The 14,602-nt window shown below is 70.0% G+C and carries 11 protein-coding genes; 5 read left to right on the top strand and 6 right to left on the bottom strand.

The window, feature by feature from the left end:
• The first annotated feature begins 264 nt into the window (after nt 1–264).
• Nucleotides 265–2,283 (top strand): elongation factor G, encoded by a 2,019-nt coding sequence (gene fusA, locus ACS5PN_RS19750; protein WP_439465725.1) that lies wholly within the window; start codon nt 265–267, stop codon nt 2,281–2,283.
• Nucleotides 2,284–2,334: 51 nt separating this feature from the next.
• Here the strand turns inward: fusA and ACS5PN_RS19745 are convergent, their stop codons facing one another.
• From ACS5PN_RS19745 to ACS5PN_RS19730, 4 genes are all read right to left on the bottom strand, one after another.
• The gene (locus ACS5PN_RS19745; protein ID WP_439465724.1) at nt 2,335–2,979 is read right to left on the bottom strand and encodes a glutathione S-transferase family protein; all 645 of its coding nucleotides are present in this window, start codon (nt 2,977–2,979) and stop codon (nt 2,335–2,337) included.
• A gap of 74 nt (nt 2,980–3,053) precedes the next feature.
• Entirely contained in the window at nt 3,054–4,103 is a 1,050-nt protein-coding gene (locus tag ACS5PN_RS19740; RefSeq protein ID WP_439465723.1) for a hypothetical protein, read from the bottom strand.
• The gene (locus ACS5PN_RS19735; RefSeq protein ID WP_439465722.1) at nt 4,100–5,299 is read right to left on the bottom strand and encodes a hypothetical protein; all 1,200 of its coding nucleotides are present in this window, start codon (nt 5,297–5,299) and stop codon (nt 4,100–4,102) included. Before ACS5PN_RS19735 ends, ACS5PN_RS19740 begins: the two co-directional genes overlap by 4 nt.
• Entirely contained in the window at nt 5,296–6,087 is a 792-nt protein-coding gene (locus tag ACS5PN_RS19730) for an isocitrate lyase/PEP mutase family protein (protein WP_439465721.1), read from the bottom strand. The genes ACS5PN_RS19735 and ACS5PN_RS19730 overlap by 4 nt, the downstream gene beginning before the upstream one ends.
• Nucleotides 6,088–6,188: 101 nt before the next feature.
• On the opposite strand from ACS5PN_RS19730, the gene ACS5PN_RS19725 reads away from it, so the two are divergent.
• The 3 genes from ACS5PN_RS19725 to groL all read left to right on the top strand — a co-directional run bounded on the left by ACS5PN_RS19725 (nt 6,189) and on the right by groL (nt 9,312).
• Nucleotides 6,189–7,055, top strand: coding sequence for a helix-turn-helix domain-containing protein (locus tag ACS5PN_RS19725; protein WP_439465720.1), 867 nt, complete (start codon nt 6,189–6,191; stop codon nt 7,053–7,055).
• A gap of 218 nt (nt 7,056–7,273) precedes the next feature.
• Nucleotides 7,274–7,564, top strand: a complete 291-nt coding sequence (locus ACS5PN_RS19720; protein ID WP_056202831.1) for a co-chaperone GroES — start codon at nt 7,274–7,276, stop codon at nt 7,562–7,564.
• 98 nt (nt 7,565–7,662) lie between these two features.
• On the top strand, nt 7,663–9,312 hold the full coding sequence (gene groL, locus ACS5PN_RS19715; RefSeq protein WP_439465719.1) for a chaperonin GroEL: 1,650 nt from the start codon (nt 7,663–7,665) through the stop codon (nt 9,310–9,312).
• A 77-nt stretch (nt 9,313–9,389) separates the two neighbouring features.
• On the opposite strand, the gene ACS5PN_RS19710 is transcribed toward groL, so the two are convergent.
• Together ACS5PN_RS19710 and ACS5PN_RS19705 are read right to left on the bottom strand one after the other, a co-directional pair.
• Entirely contained in the window at nt 9,390–10,223 is an 834-nt protein-coding gene (locus tag ACS5PN_RS19710; RefSeq protein ID WP_439465718.1) for a MipA/OmpV family protein, read from the bottom strand.
• 29 nt (nt 10,224–10,252) lie between these two features.
• Nucleotides 10,253–12,388, bottom strand: coding sequence for an O-linked N-acetylglucosamine transferase family protein (locus tag ACS5PN_RS19705; protein WP_439465717.1), 2,136 nt, complete (start codon nt 12,386–12,388; stop codon nt 10,253–10,255).
• A 148-nt stretch (nt 12,389–12,536) separates the two neighbouring features.
• Between ACS5PN_RS19705 and ACS5PN_RS19700 the strand changes: the two genes are divergently transcribed.
• Entirely contained in the window at nt 12,537–14,594 is a 2,058-nt protein-coding gene (locus ACS5PN_RS19700; protein WP_439465716.1) for a DUF1631 family protein, read from the top strand.
• Nucleotides 14,595–14,602: the final 8 nt, after the last annotated feature.

Raw genomic sequence — 14,602 nt, 5'->3', positions numbered from 1 at the left:
CGTCTTCGACCGTGTTCGGAAGGCGCAAAGCCTTCCGGTTCAGCCAACAGCAACCCCGGCAGGCTCGCACCTCCCGGGGTTTTGTTTTTCTGATCCCTGAGTTCAAACCATGCGTACCCGCACCTTCGACAAGCTGATCGCCACGATTCCCGAGCGCCGGAGCGCGGCTTTGTCGCGTCTGCGCTTCGGCGTCCTGCCTTTGCGCTAGCCCTGCCAGGTGGTTCCACCGGGGGCTGGCAACAGTCACCGCATCAGGAATCCACCATGAACTCGAAATCGAACAACCTTCGCAACCTGCGCAACATCGGCGTCATCGCCCACGTCGACGCCGGCAAGACCACGACCACCGAACGCATCCTGTTTTACACGGGCGAAAACCATCGCATCGGCGACGTCAACGACGGCAACACCGTCATGGACTACGACCCCCAGGAACGCGCACGCGGCATCACCATCCACAGCGCGGCCACGACCGTGCATTGGCAGGGCACGCAGATCAACCTGATCGACACGCCCGGGCACATCGACTTCAACATCGAGGTCAAGCGCTCGCTGCGCGTGCTCGACGGTGCTGTCGTCGTCTTCGACGGCGTGGCCGGCGTCGAACCCCAGACCGAGACCAACTGGCGCCTCGCCGACGAGTACCGCGTGCCCCGCATCGCCTTCGTCAACAAGCTGGACCGCACCGGTGCGGACTTCCTGCGCGTCGTTTCGATGATGCAGGAGCGTCTGGGTGCGCGCGTGCTGCCGCTGCAGCTGCCCATCGGCGCCGAGGCTGAGTTCCGCGGCGTCGTGGACCTGCTCGCCATGCAGGCCCTGATCTGGGACCGCGACGATGCCAAGGCGCCCCTGCGCGTGGCCGACATTCCTCCTGAGCTGATGAGTGCCGCCCAGGCGGCCCGCGCGCGCCTGGTCGAAGCCGTGGTCGAACGCGACGACGCGCTGCTGGACGCCTGGCTGCGCGGCGAGAGCCCGTCGGTCGAGACCCTGCGCGCCGGCCTGCGTGCCGCCACCGTCGCGAACGAGCTCGTACCCGTGCTGGCGGGCTCGGCCTTCCGCAACCGCGGCGTCGAGCCGCTGCTGGATGCCGTGCTGGCCTATCTGCCCGCGCCCGGTGAAGCACCCGGTGCGGTGGATACCCACGGTCCGCTGTCGGCCCTGGCCTTCAAGCTGACCGCCGACGACCACGGCGCCATGGTGTTCGTGCGCGTCTACAGCGGCACGCTCAAGCGCGGCGACACGGTCTTCAACGCCAGCACCGGCAAGGCAGAACGCGTGGCGCGGCTGTACGAGATCCATGCCGACCAGCGCGTCGAACGCGACGAACTCGTCGCGGGCGACATCGCGGGCGTCGTCGGCTTGAAGGACGTGCTGACCGGCCACACGCTGGCTGCCACCAAGGATGCGCCGGTGCTGGAAAGCATCGCCGTGCCCGAGGCCGTCATCGACGTTGCCATCGAAGCGCGCCATCAGGAAGGCACCGCGGCCCTGGCCAAGGGCCTGGGTGTGCTCGTCCGCGAGGACCCTTCCCTGCGCCTGCGCCAGGACGCCGACTCGGGCCAGACGCTGTTGTCCGGCATGGGTGAGCTCCAGCTCGAAGTCGCTGTGGAAAAGCTGCGCTCACGCTTCGGCGTGGAAGTGCAGGTGGGCCGTCCTCAGGTCGCCTACCGCGAGACCATCGCGGCAGCGGCCGAGGTCCATCACCTGCACCGCAAGCAAAGCGGCGGCCCCGGACAGTTCGCCGAGCTGACGCTGCGCGTGGCGCCCTTGGCTCGCGGCAGCGGCATCCGCTTCGCCAGCACCGTGGTGGGTGGCGCCATTCCGCGCGAGTTCATCCCGGCGGTCGAAGCGGGCATTCGCAAGGCTGCGCAAGCGGGTCCGTTCGCGGGCTACCCGCTGGTGGACTTCGAGGCCACGCTGGTCGACGGCAGCGCCCATGTGCGCGACTCGTCGGCCCTGGCCTTCGAGCTGGCGGCGGCGCATGCGCTGCGCGAAGCGGTACTGAAGGCCTCGCCCGTGGTGCTGGAGCCGGTGATGGCCGTTGAAGTCATCACGCCGGCCGAGGCCCTGGGCGACGTCATTGGTGACCTGCTGCGCCGGCGCGGCCATGTGCAAGGCCAGGATGCACGCGGCAACGCGGTCGTCGTGACGGCGCATGTGCCGCTGGAGAAGATGTTCGGCTACATCGGCCATCTGCGCGCCCTCAGCTCGGGCCGCGCGCAGTTCACGATGCAGCTGGACCATTACGCCGAAGTGCCGGCGCGGGCGGCCTTGGCCGCCTGAGCCAGGGATGGGGTGTGTCGGCCGGAACGGGCCGGCCGCCCCATCTTCTTTTCAGGCTGGCCGGGTGTTCACCGCCAACTGGGCGGCAAAGGCCCGCTGGTAGGCGGGCCGCGCCTCGGCGCGCGCGACATAGGCCGCCAGGCGCGGGAACTCGTCGAGCAGGCCCGTGGAGCGCAGCCTGAGCAGCACATGCACCATCATGAGGTCGCCGGCGCTGAACGCCCCGTCCAGCCACTCGGCATCGCCCAGCCGTGCCGACAGCTGCTCCAGCCGCGTGCGGACCCGGGCCTCGAGGATCGGCAAGCGCTCGGCGTGCCAGGGCTTGTCGCGCTCGAACAATCGGGCCATGGTCAGTTCCAGGATGGGCGGCTCCACCGTGCTCAGCGCGGCAAACATCCAGCTGACGGCCCTGGCACGGGCCTGGGTGTCCTCCGGCAACAGCCCCGGATGCTGCTGGGCGAGATGCAGCACGATGGCGCCGGTCTCGAACAGCGCCAGCCCGTCTTCCTGCAAGGTCGGAATCTGGCCGAAAGGGTGCAGCGCCATGTGCGCCGGCTCCTTCATGGCGCCGAAGGACACGAGACGGACCTCGTAGGCCTGGCCCAGTTCCTCCAGGGCCCAGCGGACGCGCGTGTCGCGCGCCAGCCCCTTGCCGCCGTCGGGTGAACGTTCAAATGCCGTGATCGTGGGGGTCATGGTGTGGCCTGCTGGGTGGGTGTACCAGGACGACGGATGGTGGGGGCTCGAATCGACATCCCGCATCCAAATATTCAGGCCGCGCGCGGCGCGTGAGCGGCATTCATGCGCCCGCGCAGGGCTTCGGCCTCGCCGGTCCGCCCCAGGGCCTCGGCCGCGCGGATGGCCAGCAGATAGGCCCGCCGCGTCGCGCGTTCCTGCAGATTGGCCTGGGCCCAGGTCCAGGCGCGCTGCGGGTCGCGGCCGGGGCCGAGGTAGAACTCGGCCGCGTGGTCGGCAAAGGCCTCGGGGTGGCGGCTCAACAGCATTTCGTAGCGGCGCCGCGCACCGGCGATCTCATCCCGGCCGCGAGCCTCCTGGCCTTGGCGGGCATGCAATTCGCCGAGCAGGGCCAGGGCTTCGGGCTCGTCGGTGTGGATGACCACGGGCAGCAGCCGGGCTTGCGCGGCCGCCAGGTCGCCGCGGGCCATGTCCAGCTCGGCCAGGTGGATGCCTGCTGCCGCGTAGGCAGGCACCAGGCGCAGCGCCTCGGCGTAGAAGGTCGCGGCCCGCGCCGCATCGCCCCCCTGCTCCGCCCACATCAGCCCGCGTGCAAAGGCGATGGTTGCGGCCGGGAAAGGCAGGGTCGTGTCGAGCGCTTGCAGCGCCTGGGCGTAGGACCGGTCTGCATCCTCCAGTTCTCCCAAGGCAGCCTGGGCCCGGGCCAGGGCACAGAGGCTGGCAAATCCGGAGCGTCGCGCCGCTTCCGCCTGCAGGCTCGGCAAGGCCAGGGCGGCGCGCCCGGTCGCCACCCACCACGGCGCACGCTGGGCCGGCGTGGCCTGGGCCGCCTCGAGCTCGGCCCCGGCCGCCGTGAAGCGGTGAGCCGCCATCAACGCCTGAGCGCGGCGCAGCCCGTCGGCGTCGGTCTTCGCGATGGCAGCGGCGCGGTCCAGCAGGGCGTAGTCGGCACTGAACTGCAGGCGCAGCAGCCACAGCTCCAGCGCAGCGGGATCGTCGCCCTGCTGCTGAATCTGCTGATCCAGATTGGCGAGGGCGATGGCGCCATCCGTCGTGGCACGGGGCTCGGTTGTGGCGCAGCCAGCCAGCAGGCAGGCGGCGGCAATCAGGGACAGGAATTTCATGGCGGGGACAGGAAGGGGAAGTCGACGGTGGAGTGCTCGCGATCGTCCTGGGTGACGCCGTCGTCGGCGACATCGGGCGTGCCGCGGATCAGCAGCGAGCGGAAGACCGCGTTGACGTTCTGCAGCGGTGTGCGCCCCCCGCAATCCGCGAGCGGCGGGCCGAAGGCGCTGCGCTCGACAGCGAGGTAATGCAGGCAGCGTGTCTGGCGGCTGTCCACCCAGAGGCGGTCGTCGGCCAGCAGCTCGGCCAGGCGCTGGTAGCGCTTGGGTGAGGCGTCGGCGGCATCGGCCAGCCACTGGTTGCCCGCCACGCCGTCGAAGCTGTCGTACAGCGCCAGGTTGCGGGCTATCTCGGTCGCGAAGCCGGGCCAGCCGGCCGGGTCGGCGCGGTTGTAGGCCTCCTTCAGCAGGTTGGCGATGTCGTCCTCGCCGACGGTGGCCAGCAGGGCGTTGCCGGTGAGGGCCCGCCCCATGCGGTCGATGGGTGGGCCGGGCGGCGGCATGCCCTGGTCGGCCGGCACGGCCTGGCGGCGTTCGGTTCGCCCCCAGACCGCCAGCAGCGGGCCGCCGGCGTTGACCAGTTCGAGATCCACCGACACGACCAGGGCCGAGGTCGTCCAGCCCGCCAGGAAATTGCGCGCCGGGCCACCCTGGGTTTGCTGCCACAGCATAGGAATGCGCTTCAGCGTCTCGGCGTCGAAGCGCCGGAAGCCGCTGGCATCCTGCGGGGCCTGGCCGGCCCGGATCGCGTCGCCCGCGGCGTTCAGCGCGCTGCGGGTGCCACGCACATTGTTGAAGTAGGGGTCGTCGCGCAGGCCGGCAAAGACGCGCATGCGTCCGTCGCGGCTGACGCGCCCCTTGGGTCTGCCCACGTCGCCCTTCAAGCGATCGCGCGAACCGGCCCAGCATTCGGCCAGGCCGGCCGTATCGAACTGGCAGACCAGCCTTGTGCTCGCCCCCGTGGCGCCGACCCGTGCGCCGCTGTCGACATGGAAGACGTATTGCACCTGGTCGGAGAAGCGCTTGCCGACGATGTCCATGACCAGGTTCAACCGCTTGCCGTCGGCCGAGGTCCAGGCCAAGAGATCACCGATGTCGGCTGCGGGGTCGGCGATGACGGTGGGCGTGTCGAGATGGTCGGCGGCCCGCGCGTTCAGGGCCAGCGCGGCGAGCAGGCAGAGAACCAGGCGCTTCATGAGAACAACCCATTCATCGCGTCGACCGCGGCCATGCCGGCCAGCTCATCGACGCGCCCCTGCTGCAGCGTCTGCGCGGCGATACGGCCCAGCAGCCCGTAGGCAGCCTGCGCCGGCGCGCAGCCCAGGCTGACGCGGCGCACCCCAACGGCTGCCAGGGCCGCGACGCTGGGCGCGCCGGGGTAGCCGGCATAGGCGTTCAGCGGTTTGTCGATGGCGCGGGCCAGACGGGCCAGGCCCCCCACATCGCCCAGGCCGGGCACGAAGATGCCGTCGGCGCCGGCCTCGGCATACAGGCGCGCGCGGCGCAGCCCATCGTCGAAAGCGTCGGTGAGAGGCGCGAGGAAGACGTCGGTGCGAACGTTGATGAAGAGGCCGAGCGAGCGCAGCGCCGCGATGCGCTCGCAGGCGATCTGCGGACCGACCGGCAGGCCATCGGCGCCCAGCCCGTCCTCGATATTGAGGCCGGCCACGCCCAGGGCCGCCAGCTGCCGGGCGAAGTCCAGCACCTCGGCGGTCGTCGCGCCCTGGCCACGCTCGATGTCCACGGTGACGGGCACGCTCACCACGCGGCAGATGCGCGCCACGGCGGCCAACAGCTTGGCGCGCGGCAGGCGCTCGCCATCGGCATAGCCGAGCGACCAGGCCATGCCGGCACTGCTGGTGGCGATGGCGGCGCTGCCGGCCTGCTCCAGCAGGCGCGCGCTGCCGGCGTCCCAAGCGTTGACGAGGACCAGGGGAGCGGGGCCCTGGTGCAGGCGATGCAGCAAGGCTGCTGAAGCGGTCATGGAGATCTCCGGCGAAAGGGTTGGCATGCCGCGCAGACTAGGCATCAGGGCATCAAAAAACTTGGCAAAAACTGCGATGCACCCATCGCTAAGATGCCGCCATGACCTCCCCTGCGCTCCTGCCGGCCGCGGCTCGCGCCTACCTGCCGAGGCAGCGCGGCAGCGGCCTGAAGCTGATGCACTGCCAGTGCCGTGCCGGTGCGCACGACCGTGCCCAGGACGAGGAACACGCGGCCTTCTCGATCACGCTGGTGGACCGCGGCCAGTTCACCTACCGCACCCGCGCCGGCGGCGCCGTGCTCAGCCCCGGCTGGCTGATGCTGGGCAATACCGGCGACGGCTATGCCTGCTCCCACGAGGAAAGCGATGGCACGGGCGATGACTGCACGGTACTGTCCCTGTCGGCGGAATTGCTGGACGACAGCCTCGAAGCCCTGGGGCAGGGCGGCGCCAGAACCCGCTTTGAGCGGGCCTGCCTGCCGCCCTCGCCCCGCGTGGCCGGACTCTTCCGCGCACTGGACGCCGATGCCGGCGAGGGTTTTGCACTGGAAGAGGCCGCGCTGTCCATCGTGGCCCAGGTGCGCCGAGCCTTGCTGGACGGCGAGGCCCCGGCCGCCATGCCGCGCCAGGACGAGCGCGCCCGTGCCGCGGCGCAATGCATCGAGGCGCGCAGCGCCGAGGCCCTCAACCTGGATGAGGTCGCCCAGGCCGCCGGCCTGAGCCCCTTCCATCTGCTGCGGGTGTTCCGCCAGTCCATCGGCGTGACGCCGCACCAGTACCTGATGCGCATGCGACTGATGCATGCGCTGCGCCTGCTGCGCGACACCCGCCAACCCGTGACCGACGTGGCCTACGACACCGGCTGGGCCGACCTGTCCAACTTCAACAAGGCCTTCCGCCGCGAATTCGGCTGCTCGCCACGCAGCCTCAGGAAGGCCGATCGGCGGCAGCTGCGGCTGGGGGTTTGAGGCTTTTCAGCCCGGTCGGCCGACCTTCGCCGGCAAGCTGGGGCAAGAAAAAGGCCATGCGCGGCAGGACTTGAATCGACATCCTCCGTCCCTATAATGCGTGTCTGCTAGCACTCAACGCATTCGAGTGCTAACGAAATCGGGCCGATTCCAGGGCCCCTTTTTTCAGCGCGCCGCGATGTCACGGCCGCTCCAGTTCCAACTCTCAAGGAGATTCCATGAAGCTGCGCCCCCTGCACGATCGCGTGATCGTTCGCCGTCTGGAGCAAGAAACCAAGACCGCCTCGGGCATCGTCATCCCCGACAACGCCGCCGAGAAGCCGGATCAAGGCGAAGTCCTGGCCGTCGGCCCGGGCAAGCGCAACGACAAGGGTGAGTTCGTGGCCCTGAACGTGGTCGTCGGCGACCGCGTCCTGTTCGGCAAGTACTCCGGCCAGACCGTCAAGGTCGACGGCGACGAACTGCTGGTCATGCGCGAAGAAGACCTCTTCGCGGTTGTGCAGAAGTAATGGCTTGCGGGACAGACCGAAGCGCGCAGCGCGAGCTCTGTCCCCAACTGACTCAGAGAATTCGACTCTGACCCCAATTTAAGTATCCGGAGAATCAAATGGCAGCAAAAGACGTGATCTTTGGCGGCGAGGCCCGTGCCCGCATGGTTGAAGGCGTGAACATCCTGGCCAATGCGGTCAAGGTGACCCTGGGCCCCAAGGGCCGCAATGTGGTGCTCGAGCGCTCCTTCGGCGCTCCCACCGTGACCAAGGACGGCGTGTCCGTGGCCAAGGAAATCGAGCTCAAGGACAAGCTCCAGAACATGGGCGCCCAGATGGTCAAGGAAGTCGCTTCCAAGACTTCTGACAACGCCGGTGACGGCACCACCACCGCCACCGTGCTGGCTCAAGCCATCGTCCGCGAAGGCATGAAGTACGTGGCCGCCGGCATGAACCCGATGGACCTGAAGCGTGGCATCGACAAGGCTGTGCAAGCCCTGGTCGCCCAGCTGAAGGCCGCCTCCAAGGCCACCACGACCTCCAAGGAAATCGCCCAGGTCGGCACCATCTCCGCCAACAGCGATGCCGACGTCGGCCAGATCATCGCCAACGCGATGGACAAGGTTGGCAAGGAAGGCGTCATCACCGTTGAAGACGGCAAGAGCCTGAACAACGAGCTGGACGTCGTCGAAGGCATGCAGTTCGACCGCGGCTACCTGTCGCCCTACTTCATCAACAACCCGGAAAAGCAATCCGCGATCCTGGACAACCCCTTCGTGCTGCTGTACGACAAGAAGGTGTCCAACATCCGCGACCTGCTGCCCACGCTGGAAGCCGTCGCCAAGGCCGGCCGTCCGCTGCTGATCATTGCCGAGGAAGTCGAGGGCGAAGCCCTGGCGACCCTGGTGGTCAACACCATCCGCGGCATCCTGAAGGTTGTCGCCGTCAAGGCTCCTGGCTTCGGCGACCGCCGCAAGGCCATGCTGGAAGACATCGCCATCCTGACGGGCGGCAAGGTCATCGCCGAAGAAGTCGGCCTCTCGCTCGAGAAGGTCACGCTGGCTGACCTGGGCCAGGCCAAGCGCGTCGAAGTGGGCAAGGAAAACACCACCATCATCGACGGCGCCGGCGCTGCAGGCGACATCGAAGCCCGCGTCAAGCAAGTGCGCATCCAGATCGAGGAAGCCACCAGCGACTACGACCGCGAGAAGCTGCAAGAGCGCGTGGCCAAGCTGGCCGGCGGCGTCGCCGTCATCAAGGTCGGTGCTGCCACCGAAGTCGAGATGAAGGAAAAGAAGGCCCGCGTGGAAGACGCGCTGCACGCCACCCGTGCCGCCGTTGAAGAAGGCATCGTCGCCGGTGGCGGCGTGGCCCTGCTGCGTGCCAAGCAATCCGCTGGCGAGATCAAGGGCGACAACGCCGATCAAGACGCCGGCATCAAGCTGGTCCTGAAGGCCATCGAAGCCCCGCTGCGCGAGATCGTCTACAACGCCGGTGGCGAAGCCTCCGTCGTCGTCAACGCCGTGCTGGCCGGCAAGGGCAACTACGGCTTCAACGCCGCCAACGACACCTATGGCGACATGATCGAAATGGGCATCCTGGACCCGACCAAGGTGACGCGCACTGCCCTGCAGAACGCCGCCTCCGTCGCTTCGCTGATGCTGACGACCGAGTGCATGGTTGCCGAGGCCCCCAAGGAAGAAGCCGCCGGCGGCGGCATGCCGGGTGGCATGGGCGGCATGGGTGGTATGGGTGGCATGGACATGTAAGTCCTCGCCCGGCGATCCATTCGCTGGAATGACAAAGGGGCTGCGCGAGCAGCCCCTTTTCTTTTGGCTTCTGAAACTCAGTCGCTCGTGGCCCGCGCCGCCGAGCGCGTCAGCGTGTAGGTCAGGCCGATGCCGACGGTGGCACCGGTGGTCTGGCGCACCAGCGGGCTGGCGCGGTTGGCCGCGCCCGCCACGCTGTCGATGCGGCCGATGGCAAACAGCCGCAGATCGGGCGTCAGCTGATGCGACACGCCGCCCTTGAGCCGCCATGCGATCAGACCCGAGCGGGCCGCATAGGCCGGCCGATCCGGCAGGACCTCGCCGGGCTCGACGGTGTAGTACATCGACCCGAGACGGCGATCGCCGAACAGCAGGCCGGCGCTGACGCCATAGCTCCAGCCCGCCAGCTGGCGCCGCTCCAGCGACAGCTCGGGCTCCAGGCTCATGCCACGGTGGTGGCGCAGGTCGCTGGCCTCGAACACGCCGCGCACCGGCACCTCGAAGCTCAGGCGGTTGGCCGCGTCGCGGCCGTTCAGATACCAGCGCGCCACCGGCCCGAATTCAACCAGCGACGGCAGGCGCGCCATGCCCTCGCGCGCCCGCAGCGACTTGCCGCCGGCGCTCAGCGAGCCCGCGAACGACACGTCCAGCTCGAAGCTCTCGGTGCGGATCGCGCGCAGCCCCGCGCCCTCGTTGTCGGCCCTCAGCACCTTGCCGCGGTAGACCACATAGGGCAGCACCAGCGTGCGGCTGACCTGCTGATCAGCACCCGGGTAGGCCTGCTGGGACAGCGTGCCGGCGGCCAGGCCCAGCTCCCACAGCGGCAGGTCCGGCTTGGCAGGGGCAGCTTCATCCGCATGCACGAAGGTGGCCGCGCAGGCCAGGCTGATTCCGAGGAGGCGACGCTTCATGGGCGAGGAACAGGTGGTGACGGCGCGCATCATGCCTGCACCACGGCCAGCCAGGCTGCGGCGAAGCGTTCGGTGTCGCACAGCGGGCTGGCGGCCATGCGCTGGCGCAGGCCGGCGCGCAGCATGGCCAGGCCCGGCCGATCGGCGGCCCAGCGCGCCGCCAGGCGCACATAGTCCGCCTCGTCCGCCGCCACCCAGTCCGCGGCCAGACCCAGGGCCTGCAGGAAGCTCAGCCCCTGGCGCGAGATCGGCGCTGCCCCGGGCAGGGTCAGCACCGGCACGCCCATCCACAGCCCGTCCAGCGTCGTCATGCCACCGCCATAGGGCAAGGGATCGAGGGCGATGTCGACCTGGCCAAAGGCAGTGAAGTAGTCGGCCAGCGAACCCGGCCCCTGCAGGTCCAGCCGCGATGCATCGCCCGGCCAGCGCTCCAGCAGCGCGGCGCGCCCGGCCTCATGCTGCAGGCCCGAGGTCTTCAACAGCAACCGGCTGCCGGGCACGGCCTCCAGCACGCGCGCCCACAGCGCCAGCACCTCGTCATTGAGCTTGTGCAGGGCGTTGAAGCTGCCGAAGCGGAGCGCCCCTTCGCGCACAGTCACCGCCGGCGCCTCGGCCGGTGGCGCATAGACCGTGAAGCTGTCGGGCAAGCGGTGCAGGGCTTCGACGAAACCCGCCTCGGCGCCCGACGGCAGCAGCCAGCGGTCGCCGATGAAGCCGTCGATGGCTGCCAGCCCGGTGCTGCCCGCATAGCCCAGCCAGCTGAACTGCCGCGGCGCGGGCCGGCGCGCGAACACGCCCAGGCGATGGCCGCCCGTGTGGCCGTTCAGGTCGACCAGCACGTCGATGCCATCGGCCGCGATGCGCTGGGCCAGGGCTTCGTCATCCCATCCTCCCACTTGCAGCCAGTGCGGCGCGGCCGCACGCAGACGCTGTGTCACGGCGTCGTCGGCACTCTGGCTGGCGTAGACGAAGAGCTCACAGCGCCGCGCCAGCGCCGGCAGCCAGGCTTCGGCCAGCCGCCCCACCGGATGGCTGCGCAGGTCGGACGACACCAGGCCGACGCGCAGCGGTCCTGGCGCACGCAGCGGCCGCACCACGGCCGGCGCCGCCACCACCTCACCCAAAGCCAGGGCCTCGGCCCGCAGTGCGGCCGACTCGTCGGCATGCCGCTGGCGATAGGCGCGCAGCAGCAGGCGGTCGCTGCGTGCCGTCGGCAGTGCCGGCTCGAGTTCGATGAGGCGGCTCAGCACGGCATCGGCCTCGTCCAGCCGGCCCTGCTGCTTCAGCGCATGCGCCAGATGGCCCAGCGCGCGAGGCGACGCCGGCTCATCCTGCAGCGCCTGACGGTAGGCCTGGACGGCTTCGGCATGCCGCCCCTCACGCAGGCGCAGCCCGCCCAGATTGGCCAGCAGCGCTTCCCGCCGCTCACCGGAGACGCCGGCGGCGAGGGCCGCCGTCAGCACCGCCTCGCCGCGTTGCGGCTTCAGCACGGCCAGATTGCAGGCGGCCTCGGCATGGCCGGCGTCAAGAGCCAGCACGGCCTCGAAGGCCTCCACCGCAGCGGCGGCATCGCCCGTTTGCTGCAGCAGATTGCCGAGATGGAAGCGGTAGCCGGTATCCGCCGGCGCCAAGGCAGAGGCCTCGCGCAGCCTTGCCACGGCGAGCTCAGGGCGTCCGGCTGCCGCCCAGGCCGTCGCGGCATGCCCGCGCAGACTCGCGTCGCCGGGCCGCGCCGCCATGGCCTGCTCGAAGGCCCGCCCGGCCTCCTCGTGGCGGTCCAGGGCCAGCAGCGCCCGCCCGCGGTTGCCCAGGGCGGCGACCAGGCCGGGCTGCAAGGCCAGGGCCCGGTCGAAAGCGGCCAGGGCCTCGGCGGGCTGAGCCAGTGCCAGCAGCGCATTGCCCAGGTTGTTGTGGGCGCCCGACAGCCGCGGCTGCAGGCTCAGCGCCCGCTCGTAGGCCGCGCGGGCGTCGCTCCAACGACCCCGCCCGGCCAGCAGGGCGCCCAGATTGGCCGCCAGTTCGGCGTCGCGCGGCAGCAGGGCCAGGGCCTGCTCCAGGGCCGGCAGCGCGTCCTCGCCCAGCATCTGCTGGGCCACGGACAGGGCCTTCCACAGGTCGCCATCCCGAGGGTTTTCAACGAGCAGGCCACGAGCCTGGGCGGCCATTTCGGCATGTCGTCCAGCCTGGAAAAGCGTGAAAAGGTTCTGAAGTGCAGCGTTTGCCATGCGGTTGAGGGGTCAGTAAGCGGGGGCAACACGTCGGGACGCACCAGCTCGGCGCCGGATAATCTCATTACGCACCTGCCTCGCGTCCATGCCTTTCAGCCCGCATCCTCATCAACTGCTAGACCACGCGCTGACCGAAGCCGGCCCGCTGGCGCGCGACCTGCTCAACAGCATGCAGGACGAGCTCGACGCCCAGCCCCAGCACTACCCGCTGCGCGAGGGCTGGCGCAAGGTGCGCGCGCATTTCGTGACCGACTTCGAAGGCAAGCTGATCGAGCTGCTGCAGGCCGGTCGCCGTGGCGAGGATCCCTTGCACCGCGCCCCCGCCCAGCTGGGTGGCCTGGAAAGCCTCAGCCTCGTCGACGAGCAACAGGCCCTGCAGGACGTGGCCATTGCCCACGTCACCAAGGCGGCCGAGGAAACCAGCCGGGCCGAGCTGCACCAGATCGGCAACTTCTTCGCCGCCCTGCGCGGCATCGCGCGGGCCCGCGAGCGCGACAACCCGCTGCGCCCCGCCCTGTTCGCCCACGCGCTGCATCATGCACTGGCCTCCAGCCCGCTGGGTGCCCAGGCCCAGTACGAGCTGATGCGCATCGCCTCGGCGCCGCTGGCCCGGGCCCTGAACCGCCTTTATGTGCAGGCCTGCGCCACCCTGCGCGCCGCTGACATCAGCGACATGGTGGCCTCCCATGGCCGCGCCCAGACCGACCCGCTGGCCCACCAGCGCCTGGCCGCTGCCCGCGGCATCGGCATGCGGCCCACCAACCACGGCACCCTGGACGGCCTGTCGCGCCGCGTAGACGCTGTCAATTCCAGGCCCCAGGGCCTGGTTTCGCACGGCCCCGTGACCCAGCGCGACCCGCTGGCCCCCGCGCCCTTCGTGCGTTCGACGGGGCCGGACATGCTGAGCCGGCTCTACGACCAGATCCTGGCCGACCCGCGCCTGCTGCCGCCGCTGAAAGCCTTGCTGGCGCGGCTGCAGATCGCCGTCGTGCGCCTGGCCCGCAGCGACGCCATGCTGCTGCGCCGCCAGGACCATCCCACCTGGGCGCTGCTGAATCGCGTCGCCGCCCACGGCATGGTGTTCGAGCGCGCCGACGACCCGCGCCTCGTCGAGTTCCTGCGCTTCATGGAGGGCGAGGCCCTGCTGCTCGTCGACGCGCCGACGCCGACCGCCCTGCTCTTCCAGCAGGTGCTGGCCCGCGTGGACGCCCATATCGATCAGCAGGCCCGCCAGAGCAGCGAACGCAATGCCGTCGCGCTGGCGGCGCTGGAGCGTGAGCAGTTGCGCAGCGACTGGCGCGAGCTGATCCGCGAGCAAATCGACCATCAGATCTCCGGTGCGCCGCTCGGGCCGCGCATGCACCGCTTCCTGCAGACGGCCTGGGTCGACGTCATCGTGGCGGCCATGGTGCGCCACGGCCGCGACTCGCGCGAAGCCCATGCCGCGATGGAGATCGTCGACGGCGTGCTGGACAGCCTCACGACACCGCGCGACCTCGCCGATCGCGAGGCTCTGCGCATGCGCCTGCCCGTCCTCATCGAGAGCCTGGTCAGCGGCTGCGACAGCATCCAGCTGTCCGAAGCCAAGCGCGAGCCGGCCCTGTCCGAACTGATGGGCCAGCATGCCCGGCTGCTGCGGGGCCTGCCGGCCCTGGACCCGGCCGAGCGCCGCCCCGCCGCGCCGCCGGCCGCTGCGCCCAGCGCCGGCGCTGCCGGCAGCGCTGCCCCCGCCTCGGCCGACGAGATCGTGCGCCGCCTGATGGAGGAGCGCGACTCCCAGATCCCGTCGCACTGGCTGAGCGCCGACGTCGACCGCGGCGAACTGCCCACCGTGCCGGTGCAGCTCTACAACGAGCACGATTCGCCCGACGCCCGCGCCGCCCTGCAGCGCTGGATCGACAGCCTGCAGATCGGCCGCTGGTTCCACCTCTTCATCCAGGGCGACTGGCATACCGCCCAGATCGCCTGGATCAGCGAGGGCCGCCAGTTCCTGCTCTTCGTCGGCCGCGATTCCGACGAGCGCCTGCCGCTGACCCGCCGGGCCCTGGAAGCCCTGCTGTCCAACGGCCTCATCACGGCACTGGAAGACGACAACGTCGTCCAGCGCGCCGTCGACACGCTGATGAGCGACCTGGGCGGCTGAAGCCCCGT

This window comes from Roseateles sp. NT4, from assembly GCF_051857475.1.
GTDB lineage: Bacteria > Pseudomonadota > Gammaproteobacteria > Burkholderiales > Burkholderiaceae_C > Pelomonas.
This window is presented reverse-complemented; position numbering and strand designations above follow the sequence as displayed.